Source organism: Bradyrhizobium sp. MI1.4 (genome assembly GCF_055811315.1).
The window spans coordinates 57749-77781 of the sequence record NZ_JBVVPP010000009.1 but is presented as its reverse complement, the minus strand read 5'-3'; the positions used below and the strand labels follow the sequence as shown (position 1 = coordinate 77781).

Annotated in this window: 19 protein-coding genes; 8 read left to right on the top strand and 11 right to left on the bottom strand. The window is 64.3% G+C overall.

Features of this window, described 5'->3' with window-relative positions; translation table 11 throughout:
- Positions 1-69: 69 nt before the first annotated feature.
- A complete protein-coding gene (locus AC0L23_RS13060; RefSeq protein WP_018453435.1) occupies positions 70-849 on the top strand; it encodes a protein phosphatase CheZ in 780 nt (259 codons plus the stop codon).
- Between the two features lie 249 nt (positions 850-1098).
- On the opposite strand, the gene AC0L23_RS13055 is transcribed toward AC0L23_RS13060, so the two are convergent.
- Positions 1099-1620, bottom strand: coding sequence for a hypothetical protein (locus AC0L23_RS13055; RefSeq protein ID WP_085361269.1), 522 nt, complete (start codon positions 1618-1620; stop codon positions 1099-1101).
- Positions 1621-1933: 313 nt separating this feature from the next.
- Here AC0L23_RS13055 and AC0L23_RS13050 point away from each other — a divergent pair, with 313 nt between their 5' ends.
- The 3 genes from AC0L23_RS13050 to AC0L23_RS13040 all read left to right on the top strand — a co-directional run bounded on the left by AC0L23_RS13050 (position 1934) and on the right by AC0L23_RS13040 (position 5415).
- Positions 1934-2230 carry a co-chaperone GroES gene (locus AC0L23_RS13050; protein ID WP_007596954.1) on the top strand — a complete coding sequence of 99 codons (297 nt, stop codon included), beginning with the start codon at positions 1934-1936 and terminating at the stop codon, positions 2228-2230.
- Between the two features lie 142 nt (positions 2231-2372).
- Positions 2373-4004, top strand: coding sequence for a chaperonin GroEL (gene groL / locus AC0L23_RS13045; protein ID WP_085350111.1), 1632 nt, complete (start codon positions 2373-2375; stop codon positions 4002-4004).
- Positions 4005-4203: 199 nt separating this feature from the next.
- A complete protein-coding gene (locus AC0L23_RS13040) occupies positions 4204-5415 on the top strand; it encodes a hypothetical protein (protein ID WP_085361268.1) in 1212 nt (403 codons plus the stop codon).
- 187 nt (positions 5416-5602) lie between these two features.
- On the opposite strand, the gene AC0L23_RS13035 is transcribed toward AC0L23_RS13040, so the two are convergent.
- Positions 5603-6001 carry an META domain-containing protein gene (locus AC0L23_RS13035; RefSeq protein WP_085385437.1) on the bottom strand — a complete coding sequence of 133 codons (399 nt, stop codon included), beginning with the start codon at positions 5999-6001 and terminating at the stop codon, positions 5603-5605.
- A 138-nt stretch (positions 6002-6139) separates the two neighbouring features.
- Positions 6140-7804 (bottom strand): L-lactate permease, encoded by a 1665-nt coding sequence (locus tag AC0L23_RS13030; RefSeq protein WP_085361266.1) that lies wholly within the window; start codon positions 7802-7804, stop codon positions 6140-6142.
- A gap of 313 nt (positions 7805-8117) precedes the next feature.
- Between AC0L23_RS13030 and AC0L23_RS13025 the strand changes: the two genes are divergently transcribed.
- Positions 8118-9881: an ABC transporter ATP-binding protein/permease gene (locus tag AC0L23_RS13025; RefSeq protein ID WP_085361265.1), complete on the top strand. Its 1764-nt coding sequence runs from the start codon at positions 8118-8120 to the stop codon at positions 9879-9881.
- Positions 9882-10124: 243 nt separating this feature from the next.
- Here the strand turns inward: AC0L23_RS13025 and AC0L23_RS13020 are convergent, their stop codons facing one another.
- From AC0L23_RS13020 to AC0L23_RS13005, 4 genes are all read right to left on the bottom strand, one after another.
- Positions 10125-11129 (bottom strand): TorF family putative porin, encoded by a 1005-nt coding sequence (locus AC0L23_RS13020; protein ID WP_026232529.1) that lies wholly within the window; start codon positions 11127-11129, stop codon positions 10125-10127.
- 414 nt (positions 11130-11543) lie between these two features.
- On the bottom strand, positions 11544-11906 hold the full coding sequence (locus tag AC0L23_RS13015) for a histone (protein WP_085361294.1): 363 nt from the start codon (positions 11904-11906) through the stop codon (positions 11544-11546).
- Positions 11907-12005: 99 nt separating this feature from the next.
- Positions 12006-13328 carry a glycolate oxidase subunit GlcF gene (glcF, locus tag AC0L23_RS13010; RefSeq protein ID WP_018453426.1) on the bottom strand — a complete coding sequence of 441 codons (1323 nt, stop codon included), beginning with the start codon at positions 13326-13328 and terminating at the stop codon, positions 12006-12008.
- Positions 13325-14563, bottom strand: a complete 1239-nt coding sequence (locus tag AC0L23_RS13005) for an FAD-binding protein (RefSeq protein ID WP_085361264.1) — start codon at positions 14561-14563, stop codon at positions 13325-13327. The genes glcF and AC0L23_RS13005 overlap by 4 nt, the downstream gene beginning before the upstream one ends.
- A 214-nt stretch (positions 14564-14777) precedes the next feature.
- Here AC0L23_RS13005 and AC0L23_RS13000 point away from each other — a divergent pair, with 214 nt between their 5' ends.
- A complete protein-coding gene (locus tag AC0L23_RS13000) occupies positions 14778-15113 on the top strand; it encodes a putative quinol monooxygenase (RefSeq protein WP_026232528.1) in 336 nt (111 codons plus the stop codon).
- Positions 15114-15166: 53 nt separating this feature from the next.
- On the opposite strand, the gene AC0L23_RS12995 is transcribed toward AC0L23_RS13000, so the two are convergent.
- Positions 15167-16660: an FAD-linked oxidase C-terminal domain-containing protein gene (locus AC0L23_RS12995; protein ID WP_085350117.1), complete on the bottom strand. Its 1494-nt coding sequence runs from the start codon at positions 16658-16660 to the stop codon at positions 15167-15169.
- A 273-nt stretch (positions 16661-16933) separates the two neighbouring features.
- Between AC0L23_RS12995 and cycA the strand changes: the two genes are divergently transcribed.
- The gene (gene cycA / locus AC0L23_RS12990; protein WP_018453422.1) at positions 16934-17329 is read left to right on the top strand and encodes a cytochrome c-550 CycA; all 396 of its coding nucleotides are present in this window, start codon (positions 16934-16936) and stop codon (positions 17327-17329) included.
- Between the two features lie 108 nt (positions 17330-17437).
- Here the strand turns inward: cycA and AC0L23_RS12985 are convergent, their stop codons facing one another.
- Positions 17438-18394 (bottom strand): alpha/beta fold hydrolase, encoded by a 957-nt coding sequence (locus AC0L23_RS12985; RefSeq protein WP_018453421.1) that lies wholly within the window; start codon positions 18392-18394, stop codon positions 17438-17440.
- 325 nt (positions 18395-18719) lie between these two features.
- Between AC0L23_RS12985 and AC0L23_RS12980 the strand changes: the two genes are divergently transcribed.
- Positions 18720-18902: a hypothetical protein gene (locus AC0L23_RS12980; protein ID WP_007596968.1), complete on the top strand. Its 183-nt coding sequence runs from the start codon at positions 18720-18722 to the stop codon at positions 18900-18902.
- Positions 18903-18914: 12 nt separating this feature from the next.
- Here the strand turns inward: AC0L23_RS12980 and AC0L23_RS12975 are convergent, their stop codons facing one another.
- Positions 18915-19175 (bottom strand): hypothetical protein, encoded by a 261-nt coding sequence (locus AC0L23_RS12975; protein ID WP_085361292.1) that lies wholly within the window; start codon positions 19173-19175, stop codon positions 18915-18917.
- A 124-nt stretch (positions 19176-19299) separates the two neighbouring features.
- The gene (locus AC0L23_RS12970) at positions 19300-19938 is read right to left on the bottom strand and encodes a tetratricopeptide repeat protein (RefSeq protein ID WP_085361263.1); all 639 of its coding nucleotides are present in this window, start codon (positions 19936-19938) and stop codon (positions 19300-19302) included.
- Positions 19939-20033: the final 95 nt, after the last annotated feature.

Here is a 20033-nt window from a genome sequence, read left to right as displayed (position 1 = left end):
CGGCTGTGAACTTCGTGTTAAATCGCTTCTGCCTACAAAGACGCGTGAGTGAGGTGGGGGGAGTTCTTGATGGCTATTCACCGCAAACGTTTTCGTGTCGAGGAGGCTATTGTCGGCGAGATGCCCAGCCCCGAAATGATTGAGGAGGCTGCGCCGATGCATAGCGAGATCATGGCCGAGCTGCGTGCGATCCGCACGCAGATGGCGAAGGGCACCGCGCCGTTGTCCGGCAGCGCCGCCATGGCGGCGATCGACGCCTCCACCGCCCACGAGCTCTCCGAAGCCCGTACCATGCTCGATACTTACCGGGCGCAGATCGAGCAGTGCGAGAAGCTGAAGGTCGAGCTCGACCTCATCCACGACGCCATCGACCGCACCAAGCGCGAGATCGCGACACTGCATGGCAAGAGCTTCGACGGCGGCGAAATGGCCAAGGTCAATGGCGAGCTCGGCGCGGTCGTCGGCGGCACCGAACAGGCGACCCAGCAGATCCTCGAAGCCGCCGAGTCGATCGACCAGGCGGCCAGCGCGATGGCCAAGGTGCAATCGGCCGATCAGCAGAAGCGGCTCGCCGACGATATCCAGGAACGCGTCATCTCGATCTTCGAAGCCTGCAACTTCCAGGACCTGACCGGCCAGCGCATCAGCAAGGTCATGAGCACGATGAAGTTCATCGAGCAGCACATCAATTCCATGATGGAAATCTGGGGCGGTGTCGACGCGATCAAGTCTCACGTCGTGCCGCAGGTCGACACTCGCAGCGATGACGACAAGCTTCTCAACGGCCCGAAGCTCGCCGGCGACGTCGGCCACGCCTCGCAGGACGACATCGACGCGCTGTTCGACTGAACGGACGCGACGCTCTGAATAACGAACGCCGGCGCAAGCCGGCGTTTTTTTGTTGTCTATCGTCCCCTGCTGTCATCGTCCGCGCAGGCGGACGATCCAGTATTCCAGAGACGGCAATGATTGAGCCGAGAAGCTGCGGCGTACTGGATGCCCCGCCTGCCGCCTACGCTAAAGCTTCGGCGCCCCTGGACCTCAACCCCGGCGAAGCCTTGGCGTAGCCGGGTCGCGGGGCATGACGAAGGATAGAGACTACGCCCTCGGCGCGCAGCGGACGTAGACCATGTTGCCGTAGCGGGTGGCGGCGTCCTTGTCGATGAAGCGGGTGATGAGGACGCGGCCGTCGAAGGAGACGATTTCGCGGTCCTGCTCGCCGGGCGTCGGACCCGCCGGCCCAATATAATTCTTGCCGCTGGGCGAACCCTTCAGCCGCAGTTCCTGCGGTGTTGCCTGGTCCGCCAGATGCATGATCACGCCGCCGGAGGAGCCGGCGGTGATCACGTAAGGATTTTTGCATTGGGCCCGGGCGGCAGCCTCGGTGCGGGCGCGGTCGGCCGGGTTCTGGAATGAGGCGAGGCCCCAGCGCCCGACGATCTCGTCGGCGCGGATCGACGCGGGCATTTCCGGACCGGTGCCGGGCTCGGCCTCGGGGGGCGGTGAGGACGAAGAAAAGGACGGCAGGCTCATGCCGCCGCCGCAGGCACCAAGCAGCAGCGCCAGGCAAGAAGCCGCCGCCAGATTGGCGATCGTGCGCGCGTGAGCTGAACTGATCATGGCATTCCCCCGGACAAAACCATGGCCGCACCCCTTACGCAGCCAAGCGCAAAACCGCTGCCGGAGCAATGACGTCCTTTAATACGCCGGCACCCCGAACAAGTTTCCAATGTCACCATCCTATATCCGTCTCACCAATCGCTTAACCACCTTTGCTTGACAGGATCGCGGCCAAGCCATATTCCCGGGCGCACCATTAGCACTCTGAAAGATGGATTGCTAACGCGCGCCGATCGATCCTCGGGAAGGGTGGACGGAAGCGCCGCCCGCCCACTTCCTCTCCTTCCGAAGCGAGCCTCCAAAGGGAAACGTCATGACTAAATCCAAATTTCGTCCGCTGCATGACCGTGTCGTGGTCAAACGTATCGACGCCGAGTCAAAGACCAAGGGCGGCATCATCATTCCGGACACGGCCAAGGAAAAGCCGTCCCAGGGCGAAGTCGTCGCCGTCGGCCCCGGTGGCCGCGACGAGGCCGGCAAGCTGATCCCGATCGACCTCAAGGTCGGCGACCGTGTGCTGTTTGGCAAGTGGTCGGGCACCGAGGTCAAGATCGACAACGATGAGCTCCTGATCATGAAGGAGTCGGACATTATGGGCGTGATGGCCTAAGGCCAGACGCCTGAACGGCCGCTGAATGCATGCCCGGGTCACTCGATCCGGGCATGCATCATTCCGCCGGGTTCGATCGCGGACCCCGGAATGAGGCGACCCAATAAGCAAGACACATCACGAAGAAGAGGAATTGCAGACCATGGCTGCCAAAGACGTCAAGTTTTCCGGAGACGCGCGCGAACGCATGCTGCGCGGCGTCGATATTCTCGCCAACGCCGTCAAGGTGACGCTCGGCCCGAAAGGCCGCAACGTGCTCATCGAGAAGTCGTTCGGCGCGCCCCGCATCACCAAGGACGGCGTCACCGTCGCCAAGGAGATCGAGCTAGAGGACAAGTTCGAGAACATGGGCGCCCAGATGGTGCGTGAGGTCGCCTCCAAGACCAACGACCTCGCCGGCGACGGCACCACCACCGCGACCGTGCTGGCCCAGTCCATCGTCCGCGAAGGCGCCAAGTCGGTTGCCGCCGGCATGAACCCGATGGACCTCAAGCGCGGCATCGACATCGCGGTCGCGGCCGTCGTCAAGGACATCGAGAAGCGCGCCAAGCCGGTCGCCGCCTCCTCCGAGGTCGCCCAGGTCGGCACCATCTCGGCCAACGGCGATGCCGCCATCGGCAAGATGATCGCGCAGGCGATGCAGAAGGTCGGCAACGAGGGCGTCATCACCGTCGAGGAGAACAAGTCACTCGATACCGAGGTGGACATCGTCGAGGGCATGAAGTTCGACCGCGGCTATCTCAGCCCCTACTTCGTCACCAACCCCGAGAAGATGACGGCCGAACTCGAGGACGCTTACATCCTCCTGCACGAGAAGAAGCTGTCCGGCCTGCAGGCCATGCTGCCCGTGCTGGAAGCCGTGGTGCAGTCGGGCAAGCCGCTCGTCATCATCGCCGAGGACGTCGAGGGCGAGGCGCTGGCCACCCTGGTCGTCAACCGCCTCCGTGGCGGCCTGAAGGTCGCCGCCGTCAAGGCGCCGGGCTTCGGCGACCGCCGCAAGGCCATGCTCGAGGACCTCGCGATCCTCACCGGCGGCCAGCTGATCTCCGAAGACCTCGGCATGAAGCTCGAGAGCGTGACGGTGAAGATGCTTGGGCGCGCGGGCAAGGTTGTGATCGACAAGGAGAACACCACGATCGTCAAGGGCGCCGGCAAGAAGCCCGAGATCGAGGCCCGCGTCGGCCAGATCAAGGCCCAGATCGAGGAAACCACCTCGGATTACGACCGTGAGAAGCTCCAGGAGCGCCTCGCCAAGCTCGCAGGCGGCGTCGCGGTGATCCGCGTCGGCGGTGCCACCGAGATCGAGGTCAAGGAGAAGAAGGACCGCGTCGAGGATGCGCTCAACGCCACTCGCGCCGCGGTGCAGGAAGGCATCGTCCCCGGCGGCGGCGTCGCGCTGCTCCGCGCCAAGAAGGCGGTCGGCCGTCTGACCAACGCCAATGCCGACGTCCAGGCCGGCATCAACATCGTGCTGAAGGCACTGGAAGCCCCGATCCGCCAAATCTCCGAGAACGCGGGCGTGGAAGGCTCGATCGTCGTCGGCAAGATCCTGGAGAACAGGTCCGAGACCTTCGGCTTCGACGCCCAGACCGAGGAGTATGTCGACATGGTCGAGAAGGGCATCATCGACCCCGCCAAGGTGGTGCGCACCGCACTCCAGGACGCCGCCTCGATCGCCGGCCTGCTGGTGACCACCGAGGCCATGGTCGCGGAGTCGCCGAAGAAGGAAGCCGCTTCCGGCATGCCGGCCGGTGGCGGTATGGGCGGCTTCTAAGCCGTCCGTTCCATTGCAGTGTTGCGAAGGCCGCCTCCGGGCGGCCTTCTTTTTTGCCGATCATGACCCGTGCTTTCCAATTCAACCGGCAGCCAAAACCCACTACGGTGACGCCGATTCGAATTGTTTGGGCCTGATCTCAACGGAAAACCGCTTCACACTTTCCGGGTCATGCCCCATTGCCTCAGGGATTTCGTCGATGCGCGCGCTTGTGTTTTGCTCCACGGCCGTTCTGGCGGCTCTGCTTGCAGGTTCGCCTGAGGTCGCATCCGCCCAGATGAAGCTGGCGCCGAAGGCCACGGCGCCCGGCGGCGTCGAGACGCGCTATTTCACCTCGATCGACGGGTTGATGGACGGCAATGCCGACGTGATCCTGAAGGAGACACGCCAGGGCAAGACCGTCACCGCAGCCGTGCTCGACGTCTGCTATCCCGTCGCGAAGAATTCCGACCGCAAGGACCGCTTCGTCGTCAATCTCCAGGTCGCGGGCCAGAACCTGACGGGTACGACGCAGAGCCTCGGCGCGAAGGCGCCGGTCACCGTCAAGCTGCTGCGCAAACAGGCCGGAGACACGTTTGAATTCCGCGGCCAGATCAGCATTGGCCAGACCGTGACCGAGGTCACCTCGCCCGACAATTCCGATCTCAGCGAGAAGGAATTCCTCGACAACCAGACCTCCGACGACGGCATCACGCCCCAACCAAAGGATTTCACCGACGTCTCGCCGGAAGCGATCGCGGTCAAGGTCAAGCTGGATGCCGCGACCGAGTTCCTGAAGAGCCTGAAGGGCCAGGACGTCGAGGTGACGCTGGCGAGTCTCACCGTCGGCTGCGAGGCGCTACGCGCAGGCGAGCAGACCATCAACATGTCGGTCGATCCGGAGCGCGCCGGCGCGCTGCTGGCGAAATTCAAGGCGACGCCCGGCGTCACCGCCGCGGGCTGGACCGCGGGCATGGCCGAGATGGACCGCACCATCCGCATTCCCGCCGCCGATTGGCGCGACGGCGACAAGATCAACCGCGACAAGCTCGCGGCCGCGGTGGCTGGCGTGCTGAGCAGGACGCTCGCGGCAAAGCCGGTCTCGCAAAGCTTCAACCCGGCGACCGGCAAGCTCAAGCTGGTGTTCAAGCGGCCGAACCAGGACTTTCCCGCGCTCGAGCTCACCGACACGATCGAGGTCGCGGGCCTCGTCTCGCCCGACAAGCCCGGCACGACCGACAAGCTCATGCTCTGGATCGGGAGTCCCGCGACCACGACCACTGACGAGAGCAGCGGCGCCAAGCTCAATCTCTCGGACGAAGCGACCGCGGACGAGGAAGGCGATCAGCCCGACGACAACGGTTCGGTCGAGGCGCTCGCCAAGGAGCTGAAAGGCCAGCGCTGGGACGCCGACAAGTCTGTGTGGAAGTGATGTAGCCCGCACAGGTCATCGCCCGGCTTGATCGGGCGATCCAGTACTCCGAGAAGGTTTTGATGAATCGAGAAGCCGCGGCGTACTGGATTCCCCGCTTGCCGCCTGTGCTAAAGCTTCGGCGCCTCTGGACCTCGACCCCGGCGAAGCCTTGGCGTAGCCGGGTCGCGGGGAATGACAGCAGGGGCTAATTGCCGTTGAGGCGAAAGCGCAGCGGCTTGGGGCCGACGAGCGTGAGCACGTCACCCTGGCGCTTCCAGGTCTCGACACTGCCCAGGGCTGCAACGAGATCGTCGTCGGCCTGGGCCCTTGCCGGCGGGCAGGAGCGGTCCTGGATCTGGCCGGGGACGAAGATCACGGTGTTGCCGGCAACCGAGAACTGGCCCTTGCCGCCCTTGCACCAGAGCTCCAGCACGACTTCGCCATTGTCGCCGATCTCGATGTTCGGAATCCGCTTCGAGCCCGGCTGCGGCAGCGCCTCCAGCGTCATCTCGGTGCCGAACGGAAAACCGTCCTCCGCACGCGCGAGCGTGGACATCGCGAGCGTTGCAACCGCCCCACACACCATCTGCCTGAACGAAACCATGAGACCTCTCGACCGACGTGATTTGCGGCACCTTCTATAAGACGGCGGCGCCGTTGAGAAGGTTCGCCCATGGGCCACGCAAAAATCCCCGCGAGGAGCAACCTCGCGGGGATTTGGCTTGAAGCCGGGCGTGGCCTGCTACTTCAGGACCATCGCCGTGAACGGCCAGACATAGGCCTGCAGCGTCACGAACACGCCGACCAACGAGGCCAGCACGATCGAGTGCCAGAACACGAAGCGCAGGATCGTGCCCTCGTGCCCGTACCAATTCGTCGCGGTGGACGCGACCACGATCGACTGGGCGTCGATCATCTTGCCCATCACGCCGCCGGACGAGTTCGCCGCAGCCATCAGGATCGGCGACAGACCAAGCTGCTCGGAGGTGATCTTCTGAAGATTTCCGAACAGAACGTTGGAAGCGGTATCCGATCCCGTTAGCGCCACGCCCAACCAGCCGAGCAGCGTGCCGAAGAAGGGATAGAGCACGCCGGTTGCAGCAAAGGCGAGACCGAGCGTCGCGTCCACGCCGGAGAGCCGCGTCAGCGTGCCGATCGCGAGCATCGCCGAGATCGTGATCAGCGAGATCGCGCAAAGCCGGATGGTGCGCCCGTATTCCGTCAAGAGCCGGCCAGGACCGACGCCCATCAGGAAGCCTGAGATGATCGCCGCAATCAGCATGCCGGTGCCGGTGAACGAGAGATAGGTGAAGCCGAACACCGCGCTCTCTTTCGTCGGCCCCGGCGCGACCGGCGGCATCTTGTTGATCATCTGATGCAGCTCGGGAACGGGATAGTTCCAGGTAAAGATCGAGTTCGCCCAGGTCTTGAATCCACCATTGCCCCAGATCAGCATCACGATGCAGACGATGATCCACGGCAGCAGCGCGCTGAACAGCTCGCTCTGTGTCAGCGGCGTCTTATCCATCGGTTTCGCCGCGGCCATGGTGGTCGCCGATTCATCGCGGCCGCGCAGCGCCGGGGACAGCCAGAGCTGCCTGGGCTGCCAGACCTTGAGGAACAGGATCAGCGCGCCCATCGAGATCAGCGATGCACCGATGTCGACGATCCAGGGATTGATGAAGTTGGAGATCACGAATTGCGGGACCGCGAACGACACGCCGGTGACCAGGATTGCCGGCCACACGTCCTTCATGCCCTTCCAGCCCGCGAACGCCCACACCACCCAGAACGGCACGATCAGCGAGAAGATCGGCAACTGCCGTCCGACCATCGCGCCGAGGATGTAGGGATCGAGCCCGGTGACCGAGGAAAGGCCCTGGATCGGCGTGCCCAGCGCGCCAAAGGCGACCGGCGCTGTGTTGGCGATCAGCGACAGGCCGCTTGCTGCAAGCGGCGAGAAGCCGAGGCCGATCAGGACCGCGCCCGTGATCGCGACCGGCGTGCCGAAGCCCGAGGCGCCTTCGAAGAAGGCGCCGAACGAGAACGCGATCAGCAGCAATTGCAGCCGCCGGTCCTCGGTGACGCCGCCGACCGCGCGCTTGAGCAATTCGAAGCGTCCGGTGCTCACCGTCACCTGGTAGAGGAAGATGACGTTGAGAACGATCCAGCCGATCGGGAAGAAGCCGGTGACGATGCCCAGCACCGAGGCGCGGATCGACATGTTTGCCGGCATGGTGAAGACGAAGATCGTGATCAAATTTGCCACGATCACGGCGATGATCGCCGCGATATGAGCCTGGACCCGTCCGCTCGCGATCAGGACCAGCAATGTGACGACAGGGACCGCCGCCGCGATCGTCGACAGCACAGGGCTGTGCAACGGGTCATAAACTTGATTCCACATGATCTTCCTCCCCCACGCATGTGTGCTGCAGGCGGCCCGCGTGGACAACCGATCCTGCTTGACGCTGAAGCGATAACCCCCGAGCTGGACGCGAATTCCTCGCGAATGCAGCGGTTCCCGTCCGCTCACAAGCTCGCGAAATCCCGAAGGCCCCCACCCTGCGCCGTCGGCCCCATGCTAGGGTTGCAAGCTGCGACAAGCCAACGCAAATTGCAGGACTTGCGACTTTAGTCTAAGTGCGCCGATTTCCGCCGTCGTCCCAAGTCTTTGGCCCCCGGGCAGTTGTGCACATCCCCTCAGGAGACAGAGCTCTGTGAAGAACATCAGCGCCACGCTCGCGATCGTCTGGCGAATCGCCGCCCCGTATTTCCGGTCGGAGGACAAATGGGCCGGCCGAGGCCTGCTCGCCGCTGTCATCGCAATGGAGCTGGCGCTGGTCGCGATCGACGTCCTGGTCAATCAATGGCAGAACCGGTTCTACAGCTCGCTGCAGGCAAGTGACTGGGATAGCTTCGTCAGGGAGATCTGGATCTTCATCGGCCTCGCCTCCGCCTTCATCGCGCTAGCGGTCTACAAGCTGTACCTGAACCAGTGGCTCCAGATCCGCTGGCGGCAATGGCTGACCCGGCACTACCTCGGCGAATGGCTGCAAGGCGCCACGCACTATCGCATGCAGCTCAAGGGCGATGCGGCCGACAACCCGGACCAGCGCATCACCGAGGACGTCAAGAACTTCGTCGAGCAGACCCTGACCATCGGGCTCGGCCTGCTCTCGTCAATCGTGACGCTGTTCTCATTCGTGATCATCCTCTGGGGGCTTTCCAATGCTGCGCCGTTGCACCTGTTCCGCGCCGATCTGATGATCCCCGGCTATCTGTGCTGGGGCGCGCTGGTCTACGCGATCTTCGGTACGGCGCTGACGCACTGGATCGGTGCCCCGCTGGTCAACCTTAATTTCGAGCAGCAGCGCTTCGAGGCCGACTTCCGCTTCAACCTCGTCCGCGTCCGCGAGAATTCCGAGCAGATCGCGCTGCTCAAGGGCGAAGGCGCCGAGCGCGGCCGGCTGCTGGAGCGCTTCGGCTTCGTGATCGGCAATTGGTACGCCATCATGAGCCGTACCAAGCGCCTCACCGCGTTCACCGCGAGCTATCAGCAGGCCGCCGTGATCTTTCCCTACGTGCTGGTGGCGCCGGCCTTCTTCGCCAAGAAGATCCAGCTTGGCGACATGATGCAAACCGCGTCGGCCTTCTCGAGCGTACAGGGCGCATTGTCGTTCTTCGTCACGGCGTACCGATCGCTGGCGGAATGGCGCTCGATCGTCGCCCGCCTCGACGGCTTCGAGATGTCGGTCGATGCGGCCGCGCACCTGCCGCCGCACGAGCCTGCGATCGCCCTCAAGGCCGCCGGCGGCAATCGCAATATCACCCTCGAACAGCTCTGCGTGAACCTGCCGAGCGGCACGCCGCTGGTCGCCACCGACGCCTTCTCCGTCCAGACGCCGGAGCGCGTGCTGGTGACCGGACCGTCGGGCTCCGGCAAGTCGACGCTGTTCCGCGCCATCGCCGGCATCTGGCCGTTCGGCACCGGCACCATCTTCGTCCCGGAAAAAGCGAAGCTGATGATGCTGCCCCAGCGCCCCTATTTCCCGGTCGGCGTGTTGCGCGACGCGGTGGTCTATCCGGCCGCGCCGGGCGCATTTGAAACTGCACGCGTCAGGGACGCGCTGATCGCGGTCGGCCTGCCCGACCTCGCCGAGCGGCTTGAGGAGGACGGTCATTGGAACCGGATGCTGTCGCTGGGCGAGCAGCAGCGCCTCGGGCTCGCCCGCGCGCTGCTGCACGCGCCGGACTATCTGTTCCTGGACGAGGCCACGGCCTCGCTGGACGAGCCGTCCGAGGCCCGCCTGTACCGGCTGCTGGCGGAGAAGCTGCCACAGGCCACCCTCGTCTCGATCGGCCACCGCTCGACGCTGGAAGCCTTCCATACCCGCAAGGTGACGATGGTGAAGCACGGCGCGATCCACGTCCTCGGTGACGGTGGTGTGCCGGTCGAGAAGGAGCCGAGCGCGGCACGCTGAGACGGCCCGACGAAGCTCTGAGGCTATGGCCCTTGGTTGCGGCCGTGCTTCGAGATGCCCGCCTTTTTCGGCCTTCAGGATGAGGTCTGTCCTCGCGGTGAGATCTGTGACCCCTCATGGTGAGGAGCCCGCCGGAGGCGGCCGTTTCGAACCATGCGGGCCCCTGGCCTACGCCCCAAAGCCCCAAAGCAAAAGGGCGGCAGGTTGCCCTGCCGCCCTCATCAAGTCGCTTCGGGAAGAAGCTTACTTCAGGTTGCTCATGGCCGTCAGGTCGAACGACAGCTTGGCAATGCCGGCCGCGCCGCACCAGTTGGAGCCAGCGCCGCCCGGATTGATCGCGGTGACGTTGGTGGTGCCGGTGGCGTTGAAGGCGCTGGTGAAGGCGTTGCAATCACCCTTGTTCAGGTCGGTGTCGGAGTAACGCAGGTCCAGCGTGAACACTTTGTAGGTGAAGCCGATGCCGATGTTCCAGGTGTTGTAGTCCTTGTAGGGGATACCGTTGGCGAAAACGGTGCCGACGCCGGTGCCGTAGAAGGCGTCCGAAGTACCAAACCACTGCCGGCCGAACTCACCCGAGACGTACATGCCCATGCCGGAAGCACCGAAGGCCGTGCTGGGCGCCGTGTACTTGGCAGTCAACGAAGCGTAGTTGCCCCAGGCACCCGAGTTCAGGAAGTTCGGCGAGTAGTACTCGGTCGCGCCGACCGTGAAGCTGTCGTTGATGGTGTAGTTCACCTTGCCGTAGACTTCGACGAAGCTGACGTCCTTCTTCATGACGTTGCCGTCGGCGAGGAAGATAGTGGTCGTGCTGACGCCGCAGACGTTGCCGCCCGGAATGCCGCCGGTGAGCACGTTGTCGGCGCAGCTGCCGCCCGGATACAGGTAGCCCCAGACACCGATATCGAAGGCGAAGGCGCCGAAGGTCGGGCGGATACCGCCGTAGATGTCGACTTCAGCAGCAGCGCGATTGGCGAAGGAGATGCTCTCGGCGGACACGCCGACGTAGAGCTGGAGGTCCTTGTTGACGTTGTAGCGCGGCTCGAAATAGGCCGCGACCGACGGCTTGTGGTTCGACTGCGTGACGCCGCGGAAGATGTAGTCGCTCATGATGGCGCCGCCGAAGGCGATATCCCAGGGATCAAACGCGACCACCGGCGGGGCCTTCAGTGCCTTCACTCGCATGTCTGCCGCGAAAGCCGAGCCCGTCACCATTGCCAGCGCCGTTGCCAACAAAGCCACTTTTTTCATTTCGATCCCCATCACCAGTTCTAAGACCCCAGCCGGATCCCGGAAGCCCCCGGAACGCTCGACCTGATTGCAAATTTCGTAACTGCGGCAATCTGGATGGGGTGAGGCAAACCGTGAAGCAAAAAACGCGGGCATCTGCCGACTTTTTGGGCGTTCTGACGATTCCACGAAAGGTTGTCAGCCCGTGTGTCTTCTCGATCACATTATTTGCATTCCAAAGTGCACTGCGAGGCCCGCGTTAGTACGGGTCCGGCGGTACCGTGCTGCCCGTGCCACGAATCAGGCTGCTTCCCGACGAGATCATCCCCGCGCGCCGGCGCGCCGATGCAAAAAGGCCGCAGCATCGCCGCTGCGGCCTTCCTGTTGCCGATCATGGTCGTCGGATTGGATCCAGCCTTTGGCCTGACCTTGGGCCTAACCTTGTCCTTCGGCCGGTGTCGTGTCCGCAGAAGACGAAGGCATCGCCCAGCTTGTCTCGGCGGCAGGCTCGGGAGCCGGAGCTGCCGGCGTTGACGGCTTCGGAGCTGCCTTCGCCTTCTTCGGCGCCGCTTTCTTCGCAGCCTTCTTGGCGGCCTTCTTTGGCGCAGCCTTCTTAGCGGCCTTCTTTGGCGCGGCCTTCTTCGCAGATTTCTTTGGAGCCTTCTTGGCAGACTTCTTCGCGGATTTCTTCGCGGACTTCTTGGCTGCCTTCTTTGAGGTCTTCTTCGCCGCTACTGCCTTCTTGGCCTTCTTGGCCTTTTTGGCCTTCTTGCTTTTTTTCTTCTTCGCTTTCGCCATCGTGATCCTCCTGTTGCCGCCGAACAATGGTCGATCGGGTGTCTTCAGCCGTTACCTCCGGACGAAAGCTCAGCCCTCGAAAGCTTAGTCTTCGAAAGCTCAGTCTTGCGCGTTCAATGCCGGCTGCGACCCGCCCGTAGCCCAATCGAGAAGCTCAATCGTGTGTACGACCGGAACTGACGTGCCACTGGCAATCTGCACCATGCAGCCGATATTGCCTGCGGCAATCATGTCCGGCTTGACGCTCGCGATGTTGGCGACCTTGCGATCGCGCAACCGGCCCGCAAGCTCGGGCTGGAGAATGTTGTAAGTCCCCGCCGAACCGCAACACAAATGGCTCTCCGGCACATCTTTCACCACGAATCCGTTATTGGAAAGCAATTCTTTCGGAAGGCCCGTGATTTTCTGCCCGTGCTGCAACGAACACGCAGAGTGATAAGCGACGACGATGTTGTCCTGTCGCGTCGTGGCCGCGAGTCCAAGGCCGGCGACGTATTCAGTGATGTCCTTGGCGAGCGCAGAGACCTTCGCCGCATCGGCGGCAAACGCAGCGTCTTCGCGCAGAAGATAGCCGTAGTCCTTGATCACGGTGCCGCAGCCTGACGCCGTCACCAGGATGGCGTCGAGCCCCTCGCCGGCCGCTTCCGCGCGCCACGCCGCGACATTGGCGCGAGCCCGTGCCAATGCGTCCTGATCGTCGCCGAGGTGATGGGTCAGGGCGCCGCAGCACTGCTCGTCCCTGACAAGGACGACCTCGATGCCGTGGCGCGTGAGGAGACTGATGGCGGCCTGGTTGATGCGCGGCGCCAGCACCTGCTGGGCGCAGCCCTGGAGCAGCGCGACCCGGCCGCGCTTCTTGCCGAGTGCCGCGAACACACTGCCGGCGGCGGGCCCGGGCGGCGGCAGCCGGTCCGGCGCCAGCGCCAGCATCGCCTTGAGGCGCAGAACCAGGCCGGGCGTCGCCGAAGGCCGCGGCGTCGGCAGGAACGCGGCCAGCGGGCGGGCCAGCCGCGCCAGCCACATGCTGGCGCGGAAACGCTGCGGGTGCGGCAGGACGAATGCCAGCACTCGGCGCAGCAGCCGCTCGGCGAGCGGCCGCTCGTAACGCTGCTCGATCCTGACCCGGGCCTGATCGACCAGATGCATGTAATTCACGCCCGAGGGGCAGGTCGTCATGCAGGCCAGGCACGACAGGCAGCGGTCGACATGTTTGACCACTTCGGCCGTCGGCGTCTGGTCCTTCTCCAGCATCTCCTTGATCAGATAGATGCGGCCGCGCGGGCTATCGAGCTCGTCGCCAAGCAGCACATAGGTCGGACAGGTTGCGGTGCAGAAGCCGCAATGGACGCAGGCGCGCAGGATCTTGTCGGCTTCCGCGATGTCGGGATCGGCGAGCTGCGCGAGTGAGAATTCGGTCTTCATGCGGCAGTGCCTCGCGTCAGCCGCCCCCGGTTGAGGATGATCTTCGGATCGAAACTGGCGCGGACCCGCTCGCTCAACGCGGCAAGGCCAGGGGCTTGCGGGTGGAATACATCGATCGCGCGCCTGATGTCCTCGGCCGCCCGGATCAGCGTGGCGTGCCCGCCGGCGGCATTCGTACGTTCGCGCACGGCCCGAGCATGCGCGTCCGGCTTCGGTGGCACCGCCGCCCAGATCAGTCCACCACCCCAATCGTAGATCACGTCGCCACCGGTCTCGCGCGCCAGCAGGGTCCCGAGCGCCGCGCCCGACGCCGGCGGGCAGACGATCCGCCAGACCGGCCAGGCCCCCAGCGCGCCACTGGCCGCGAACGGCAGGACGTCGCGGATCGTGGTCCACAGCGCCGCTGACGCCGTGTCCTCGACGAGAATTGCGGTTCCGAACGGCGCCAGCAATTCGCGCAGCGAGCCGGCACGGTGGGCGGCCGAGGCGGCAATGCCCTCGAGCCGCAGCACGGTCAGCGCCTCGCCCTGGCCTGCGATATCGCCGAGACCTTCGATCTCGGTCCGGAACGCCGATGTCGGCAGATGCGCGGCCCCGGAGACGTCGAAGGGCGAGCCGAGCGCCGCCGTCATTGCCTTGTTGGCGGCGGCATCGTCGAGCCCGCGCAGCAACAGCGTCCGCTCGGCCTCCGGCTTGGGCATCACTTTCAGCGTGACCTCGGTCATGACCGACAGCGTGCCCCAGGAACCGGCGAGAAGCTTGCAGAGGTCGTAGCCGGTGACGTTCTTCACCACCTTGCCGCCGGTCTTGAAGCTGTCGCCGAAACCGGAGACGGCATGCGCCCCGAGCAGATGGTCGCGCGCCCCGCCCGCCTTGATCCGGCGCGGACCGGCCAGGCCAGCCGCGATCATGCCGCCGATGGTGCCGAGCGCGGGCGTGCCGAGCAGCGGCGCGGTGTTCATCGGCTCGAAGGCGAATTGCTGGTTCTTGGCATCGATCAGCGACAGCACGTCGGCCAGCGGCGCCCCGGCCTGGAGCGTGACAATGAGTTCGTTGGGCTCGTAGCCGGTGATGGCATTCAGCGCGGAGACGTCGAGCACGGCGTTGGTCGCCATCGCGTGGCCGATGCCGCGCTTGGAGCCATGGCCGATGATCTCGAGCGGCTGCTCATTGGCAATCGCCGCGCGCACCACCTCTTCGACGTCTTTGGCGTCTCGTACCTTGAGCGTATCCACGGGCAAAGGCGGTAGCGAAATTCGCCGCCAAAATCAAATGCAGCGTGACGACAGCGGCCATTGCCGCGCGATCCGGCTCGACCTCGGAGCCACGGCCAAGATTCGATCCTCATCGAAGCATTCACGACATCGACACTTCGATCACCGGCGAACCAAAGCCGACAGCCGATCGCTACAAATCTGCACCGAGAGACCAACCGACGGAGACGACATCATGAACCACTATGCCACGCAGAAATCGCTCAGCGACGCCGTCGACGGCGGCGGCCTGCTCGTCGTCGCGCAATGGGAAGCGAAGCCGGGCGAGGCCGACAAGATCGCCGCGATCCTCGACCGCTTCCTGCCGGAGGCCCAGCGCGAGGACGGCGTCAAGCTGTTCTTGATCTCGCGCGCAAAGGACAATCCGGCCCAGTTCCTGTTCTACGAACTGTTCCGCGACGAGGCGGCATTCAAGGCGCACCAGGAGAGCGCGCATTTCAAGACCTGGATCGCTGGCGAAGCCCTGCCGCTGCTGGCGAAGCGCGAGCGGGCGCAATACGGACTGCTGTAGGCATTGCCGAGGAAAGAGGCGTGCATCGCAAGCCCTTCCATCGGCGCAAGCGCCTAGAACCGGGGGATGTCCGGGAATGCCAGCTTCCCGGCATGGACGTGCATGCGGCCGAGCTCGGCGCAGCGGTGCAGGGTCGGAAACACCTTTCCGGGATTGAGCAGGCCCTGCGCGTCGAAGGCGCATTTCAGACGCTGCTGCTGGTTGAGGTCGATCTCGCTGAACATTTCCGGCATCAGATCGCGCTTCTCGATGCCGACGCCGTGCTCGCCGGTGAGCACGCCGCCGAACTCGACGCAGGCGCGCAGGATGTCGGCGCCGAAGGCTTCGGCGCGCTCGATCTCGCCGGGCTTGTTGGCGTCGTAGAGGATCAGCGGATGCAGATTGCCGTCGCCGGCATGGAACACGTTGGCGCAACCGAGCTGGTACTTTTCCGAGAGCTCGCGGATGCGCGCCAGCGCCTTCGGCAGCGCACCGCGGGGGATGGTGCCGTCCATGCAGAGATAGTCGGGCGAAATGCGGCCGACGGCGGGGAAGGCGGCTTTCCGGCCGGCCCAGAACAGATTGCGCTCGGCTTCCGAGGTCGAGATCTGGCAGGTGGTCGAGCCGCAAGCGTTCGCAATCGTCTCGACCCGCGTGATCAGCTCGTCGACCTCGATCTTGGGACCGTCGAGCTCGATGATAAGGAGGGCCTCGACATCGAGCGGATAGCCGGCATGGACGAAGGCCTCCGCGGCGTGGATCGCGGGCTTGTCCATCATCTCCATGCCGCCGGGAATGATGCCGGCGCCGATGATGCGCGCCACGCATTCGCCGGCCGCCTCGACTTGCGCGAAGCCGACCATCAGCGCGCGCGCCGTCTCCGGCTTTTGCAGGATGCGCACCGTGATCTCGGTGATGACGCCGAGCAGGCCTTCCGAGCCGGTGATGACGCCCATCAAATCGTAGCCGGAGTTCTCCGCCGACTTGCCGCCGATGCGCAGGATCTCGCCGCTCATCAGCACGATCTCGCAGCCGAGCACGTTGTTGGTGGTCATGCCGTATTTCAGGCAGTGCACGCCGCCCGAATTCTCCGCGACATTGCCGCCGATCGAGCAGGCGATCTGCGAGGACGGATCCGGCGCGTAGTAGAACCCAGCATGGGCGACGGCCTGGCTGATCGCGAGGTTGGTGACGCCGGGTTCGGTGACGACGGCGCGGTTGTCGAAATCGATCTCGCGGATGCGCTTGAACTTGCCGAGGCCCAGAAGCACGCCGTCTTCCAGCGGCAGCGCGCCGCCGGACAGCGAGGTGCCGGAGCCGCGGGGCACCACCTTGATGCCCTGCCCTGCACAATATTTCAGGACCAGCGAAACCTGCTCGGTCGTGTCGGGCAGCACAACGACCATCGGCGGCTGCCGATAGGCCGTCAACCCATCGGATTCATAGGCCCGCATCTCGGCGGCGCTGTCGATCACGCCTTCGCCCGGCACGATTGCGCGCAATGCAGCCACGATCTCGGCGCGGCGCGCGAGCACGGCCTGGTCGCTCGCGGGCATCATGATGGCCATAACATTTCCTTCATGGCATATCCTTCCGGCCAAGGCCGCATGATCGATTTGTCGCGGTAAATCAACCACGTCCGCGGTGGTTTGGGTAGTCCGTCCGAAAGTCGGATCGACGATCCTGCGCGAGTTCGCTCTGGGACAAGTAGGAAATCGTGAAACCTGCCATGGTTTGGCGGCTTGTCCAATCCGAGCAGGCCTGCCAAAACCGGCAGGTCCGACCGTTGCCGATCAGGCATGCAACTGACCAGCCCCCAGGGAAGAGACGAAGAGCACCCGATGACAAAACTGATTTTTGGCGCATTGACCATCCTCACCGCGATTGCCACCGCACCCGCCGCGATGGCGCAGGACGTCGCGGCCGGCAAGTCGTCGTTCAACAAATGCCTGGCCTGTCACGCGATCGGCGAAGGCGCCAAGAACAAGGTCGGCCCCGAGCTCAACGGCCTCGACGGCCGCAAGTCCGGCACCGCGCCGGACTACAATTACTCCGACGCCAACAAGAATTCCGGCATCACCTGGAACGAGGCCGTGTTCAAGGAATACATCAAGGACCCCAAGGCCAAGATCCCCGGCACCAAGATGGCGTTCGCCGGCATCAAGAACGAGACCGAGATCAACAATCTCTGGGCCTACGTGTCGCAGTTCGACAAAGACGGAAAGATCAAGCAGTAAGCGCGCGAACGGCGGCCGCTGGAGCTTCGGTTCTGAACCGAAGCTCCAGCTTCTCGTTTTGACGCGTTTTCTTCACGCGAACCGGCATCCACTTCGCTCGAAAACGCTCTAATCGGCGGTCGCCTGCGCCGGGACGATTTTCCCGATCATCGTCTCGATCTCTGTCTTCACGAGATCGGGCACCGCGTTCTGCACCATGTGGCCGAGATCAGGCAGCACGATCAGCTTGGCATTCTGCACGGTGGCGGCGAACGGGCGGGCGTGAATGGCGGTCTTTACCGTCTTGTCGGGTTCGCCGGCGATGATCGTGACCGGCGCCGTTATCTCGCCGTAGCGCGGAGCTTGCGCAGCCACCGCCTGCTTCAGCGACACCAGATCATAGGCATTGGCGATGAACTCGCGCGGGCGCAGCAGCAACGGCGTCGCGGAGTCCTGCACGAAACCGTCCGGCATCGTTTGCGGCAGGAAGACGTTGCGCGCGCCGGACTCGCTCAGGAAATAGCCCAGCGGGAGGGTTATGGTGTAGGCGAGCAGCGGGCCGATTACGGGCGTTGCGATGATCTCGTTGTAGCGGCCGACGCCGCCGCGCCAAGGATGGGTGACGGGCGCGAGCATCACAAGGCCCGCGACGCGGCCGGGATGATCGAGCGCCAGCCGCGCGCCGAGCGCGCCGCTCCAGGAATGCACCACGAACACCGCGCGATCGATCCCGAGCTTGCCGAGCGCCTCATCGATCATTCGCGCCTGGACCTCCGGCGTCGAATCCTGCCGCCGCGCCCGCGTGCTCCAGCCGTGGCCGGGACGGTCGATCAGGATGACGCGATGGTTCCTGGCGAGGAGATCGCCGAGCGGCCGCCGCATTGCCTCGAGGTTGGAGCTCGCGCCGTGCAGCATCACGATCGGCAGGCCCGAATCGCGCGGGCCGATATCGACGAGGTGAAGCACGGCACCCTCGACCTCGATCATCCGGCCCTGCGGTGGAAAGGCGCGTTGCACGGCGAGGACGCCGGCCTGCGTGACCAGCGCCAGCACAACCAGCGCGGTCACGACTGACATCACGATCATGGACGGAATCCGGGCGACCCAAGGCACAGGGCAGTTACGTGGCTTGCGGCCGGCAGTTTCGCCCGGGGAGCCCCCGCGCTCCACTTGAAATGCCGGGGCTGTGGATATGTGCATAATTCAAGCGAGAAAAACGCAATGAAATCAATACCGCTCCCCGGAGCACGCAGGCTTCGAAACAGCTTCATGCACTCGTCATCGCGGCTTCCTTATAATCGCCATGGTCGGTTCCGCCATTTAGACGCAGGTGGGCGCCGATCGTGCTCGCAACCCTCAGGGATGCGGGAAGACCGGCAGGATTTATCCTGATTTGAACCGGAGAATTTCGATGAGCCTGAGATCCAAAGATACTGCGATCGACGAGATCGTGGCAAGCTGCCACGGTGACCTGCGCGGTGCCGTGCGCGCGCTGCTGCTGATCAACGAGCACCTCGAGACGGAGCTTGCAAAGGCCTACGCCGCAGCGGTCGATCGCGGCCTCGCCGAGCGCGAAGGCAGCGTTTTGCACTAGATTGCTGTCGACCTAGTTCGTGCTGTCCTCGTCCTTTTCCTCATCAGGCGTGGGTGCGGGACAGGCGCGGATGGTCGAACGGGCAAGCTTGGCGTCGGCCTTCGATTTGTAAGGACCGTCACCGAACCAGACGTCGCCGAAGATCACGGGATTGCTGGTCACGATGTTGCATTTTCCGGTGGCGCGATTGCCGACTACCCAGAACAGTCCGTCGGCGAGGCTCGCCGTGCCCGACGCCAACAGCAACGTACCTGCAAAGATCAAACGCTTCATGGCTGTGCTCCCGCCATGAAGGTAGGCCTGCGGCGGTGCCAGCCACACCCCTTGTAACGCGGCGCGTGTCATCGTGGTTAATCCCCCTGCGCCGCATTCGCTCGAGCGATGATCGACTTGTCCGCTAAATATCGCGGCCTTCGACCTTCTCGGTCAGCGCCTTGACCTGGTCGGGGATCTTCTCGAGGTGCGGATTGACGGCGAGCGCCTTGCGGTAGGCTTCGAGCGCGCGCTTTTCGTCGCCGACCTCCTGCATGATCATGCCGAGGCCTGCGAGCGCGCCGAAATGGCGGGGCTCGCGGATCAACACCTCGCGAATGTCGGCGAGCGAACGGCCATAATCGTTCTGCATGTAGTAGAGCGTCGCGCGACGATTCCAGGCCTCGATGTAGTCGGGCCTGAGCTTGACCACCGAATCCAGCAGCTTGATCGCAACCTCGATCTTCTTTGCGTCGACCGCGGTCTTGGCCCGCGCCATCAGCAGCGCCGCGGTGTCGCTCGGGGTCTGGATCCAGATCGCCCAGATCCGCGCCTCGACATGCTTGGCGCTGGCTTCGTCGGGCGCAGCTTTCAGCGCGCCGAACAGGAAATCGAGATTCTTGGTGCGGTCGACCTTGGGCAGCTTGGCCGGCGCTTCCGGAAGTTTCTTCTGCTTGCCGGGCGGAGCCGGCGGATCAGCCTGCGCCAGCGCCTGAGCGAGGCCGGCGGCTCCCAGCACAAGAGCCAGACACAGGGTGCGCGCGAAGAGGAATCTCACTGCCATGGTCGAAGTCTAAACGCGCAAAGCCGCCCTTGCAAAGCTGGGGCGGCGTCAAACTCGTGTGAGACCGTGGTCTTGCGGGCGCGCGAGCGTCAGGC